This window comes from Porcipelethomonas sp. (assembly GCF_051893655.1).
GTDB lineage: Bacteria > Bacillota > Clostridia > Oscillospirales > Ruminococcaceae > Porcipelethomonas.
In genome coordinates, this window is sequence record NZ_JBJFHN010000076.1 from 8869 (window position 1) to 11746 (window position 2878).

Here is a 2878-nt window from a genome sequence, read left to right on the forward strand (position 1 = left end):
ATTTTTGCTGTTTTCTTATTTCATCTGCAAACTTTGAAATTTTCTGAAATCTTCTGGTAACACCGGAACGTCCAATAGGTTTTGAAAGAAGTTCTCCGATTTCCTGAAGACTTGCTTCAGGATTTTCAATTCTCAGTTCAGATACTTCCATCAGGTCTGCCGGCAGGTTTTCAAATTCACCATGTGCTTTGATATATTCAATATCTGAAAGCTGTCTCATTGCCGCAGAAATCACCTTGTCAATATTTGCGGAATCACAATTTGCTATTCTGTTTGCCTTATTGCGTACATCCTTGTAAATTTTTATATTCATAAGATCTATTGTTCCCTGACGAGCACCGATAAACGTAAGAATATCCTCAATATTTTCACTGTCCTTTATGTACAGGATCGGATTACCCTTTCGCTGTGTCTTTCTTCCTTCAATTCCAAGTCCCAGCAAAACGTCATGCAGGTCAAGATATAACTGGTCGTCAGGTACGGAAAACTCAAGATGATACTCCTTATAAGGATCGCTTACGCTTCCGCAGATAAAAAAAACTCCTGCCAGAAAAACATTCAGGCTATTGTTTACTATATGCCGCAGATTTATTTCTCTTTTTTCAAGCTTTATATTATAAGTATCTGTTATGTACTTTACATTTTCCGTTCCGGAAACTGAAACAGAATAAAAGGGCTGCCCATTTTTTCTGACGCCGGTTTCCCGCTGATATATTATTTCACTGTTAAAAACGCTTTTTAACAATACACCGAAAAGGTCTGCAAAACCCTTGCATTCTGTAGTAAAGCATATATGATTTTCAGTAAAATTCTTGCAGTAAAGCAATATTCCATAAAGACAGGCATACCTTTTATCTTTATCAGTAATACCTGCACACAGTTCTTCTTTCACATCATTGGAAAACGATGCCAATTAAAGGCACCTCCTTAGCACGTTTATGTCCGGTAATAGGCTATATCCTTATTTATATCCCTGTGACTTTTCTGAACCCTCAGTCCCTTTTTAGTCAGATAATCAGAAACAAGCTCTGTAAATGTAATTGAACGATGCTTTCCGCCGGTACAGCCGAAAGCAATTACCAGCTGGCTTTTTCCCTCATGAACATAAAGTGGAATAAGAAAGTCCAGAAGATCTTCTATTTTATCAAGAAGTATTTTTGACTGTTCAAAACTCATCACATAGTCTCTGACGCTTGAATCACACCCGGTCATAGCTCTGAGTTCCTTGACATAATAAGGATTCGGCAGACATCTTACATCAAAAACAAGATCCGCTTCAGTTGATACCCCGTATTTATAGCCAAAGGACATGATTTTTATTATCATTGAATCACTGTTCTTTTCAAGGAAAAGCCCCTTTATTTCCTCTTTAAGCTGTGAAGTGGAAAGATATGATGATTCAACATAATAATCAGCAACTTCTCTTAAAGGACTCAGCTGTTCCCTTTCAAAAGCAATAGCCTTGTGCAGACAGCTGCTGAATTTTTCATCCAAAGGATGCTTTCTCCTGGTTTCCTTATAACGCTTAATTATAACCTCGTCATTTGCCTCCAGATAGAGAATCTTAACATCAAGGTCTGCCATTTCCTTAAGCATCTTCCATCGGTCAAAAACCTCTCCGAACATATCCCCTGATCTGATATCCACAGCAACGGCAACCCGGTCAAGCTGACCTTTTGAATGCATACAGATATCAGCAAATTTTGTAAGAAGCTGAGGAGGCATATTGTCTATACAATAAAAACCAATGTCCTCCAAAACATTCATAGCACATGATTTTCCGGAACCTGACATTCCTGTTACAATAATAAACTGCATAGCCTTTCGCACCTGCTGAAAGCAGACGCTTTCCCTCCTTTATAAAACGTTATTTTAGAATTACCGGTTCAAGTTCAAGCTTATATCCGGTTTTTTCCAGTACACATTCCTTAACCTTATCTGTAAGTTCAATAACATCTTTAAATGTAGCGCCGCCTTTATTTATTACAAAGCCGCTGTGTTTTTCACTTACCTGAGCGCCGCCCACAGTCATTCCCTTAAGTCCGCACTGTTCAATCAAAAGCGACGCATAGCTTCCCTCCGGACGTTTGAATGTGCTTCCGGCACTTGGAAATTCCAGCGGCTGTTTGTCACGCCTTTTTTTTATCAGTTCCTGCATACGGGATTTTATATCATCATAATTTCCCTTTTCAAGTCTTAATGTCATATCAGTTATAATCATTCCCTGATTTTCCGCAAACACGCTGTGCCGATAGGAAAGATTCATTTTTTCGGATTCAATAATTTTTCTGTTTCCGTTAATATCAATACATCCGGCTGATTTGACAATATCCTTCATTTCTCCGCCGTATGCTCCGGCGTTCATGTAAAGTGCTCCCCCGGCAGTACCGGGAATGCCATAGGCAAATTCCATGCCTGTAAAACTATGTTCAAGAGCAAACAGGCAGACATCCTTAAGGGATGTTCCTGCAAGACAATGAATTTCAGTCTGATTTACTTGTTTTATATCTGAAAAATCTTTGCCGATCAGTAAAACAATTCCATCAAATCCGCTGTCACTTGCAAGAATATTGCTGCCTCTGCCCATAATGAATATTTTTGCGTTTTCAGCTTTGGAAAACCTGATAATCTCTGACAGTGATTCTGTGGAATTTATAAAAATCATCGCCCGGCAATCTCCGCCAATTTTAAAAGTAGTATGCTCTTTTAACGGCTCATTTAATCTGCATTCGCATCTCAGTCGGCTGCATAAATTCTGTAATTCAGAAATATATGGCATAATTCACCTGCTCTCTTTATTATTTTTCTATTGATTTAGCTATGAAATCAAAATTTGCAGCAGTATATCCGAAACCCTGCTGGGGCAAACCTTTCTGAG

At 38.6% G+C, this 2878-nt stretch carries 3 protein-coding genes; all 3 read right to left on the bottom strand.

All coding sequences use genetic code 11. The features are described from left to right. The coding region (gene whiA, locus ACI4WO_RS04480) for a DNA-binding protein WhiA (protein ID WP_439806362.1) at positions 1-913 on the bottom strand (913 nt) is incomplete at its 3' end. A gap of 23 nt (positions 914-936) precedes the next feature. Then, complete coding sequence (gene rapZ, locus ACI4WO_RS04485; protein WP_439806363.1) at positions 937-1818, bottom strand: RNase adapter RapZ; 882 nt, start codon at positions 1816-1818, stop codon at positions 937-939. A 49-nt stretch (positions 1819-1867) separates the two neighbouring features. Further along, positions 1868-2779 (bottom strand): UDP-N-acetylmuramate dehydrogenase, encoded by a 912-nt coding sequence (murB, locus tag ACI4WO_RS04490; RefSeq protein ID WP_439806364.1) that lies wholly within the window; start codon positions 2777-2779, stop codon positions 1868-1870. Between the last annotated feature and the right edge of the window lie 99 nt (positions 2780-2878).